Origin of the sequence: Kineosporia sp. NBRC 101731, from assembly GCF_030269305.1 — a bacterium.
Taxonomy (GTDB): Bacteria; Actinomycetota; Actinomycetes; order Actinomycetales; family Kineosporiaceae; genus Kineosporia.
In genome coordinates this window covers 1-393 of record NZ_BSTC01000054.1, presented here as the reverse complement: position 1 = coordinate 393, position 393 = coordinate 1, and the positions used below count along the sequence as shown (strand labels likewise).

General features: G+C 69.0%; 1 protein-coding gene. It reads left to right on the top strand.

The genetic code is table 11. The features are described from left to right. Positions 1-393, top strand: a 393-nt coding sequence (locus QSK05_RS36070; RefSeq protein ID WP_285601912.1) for a DUF222 domain-containing protein, incomplete at both ends; no start/stop codon positions are given.

The following is a 393-nucleotide window of genomic DNA, read 5'->3' as shown; positions in this document are numbered from 1 at the left end:
GCGGCGCGCGATTCAGAAGGCCGATCCGGAGGCGGCCCGTCGGCGGCGGGAGGCGAAGAAGAAAGAACGCTGCGTGCATGCCTACCCGTTGACCGATGGGATGGGAGGGCTGGACGCCGTGCTGCAGGCCGATGACGTGATGCTGATCCACTCGGTGCTGGATGCCCTGGCCGATGCCTGTCGTGACTACTCACGCCGTGCCGGGAGCCCTGATCCCCGCAGTCACCAGGAACGCCGGGCCGACGCATTCGTGAGTATTTTCCGCGCGATCCATCACCACACCCCGCTGCCGTTCATCCCGATGCCCTCCGACCCGACCGGCACCTTCACCGGGCGCGTCATACCCCGCGACCACCCCGACGCCCCGCCGCCGACCCCGACACCAGCACCAGC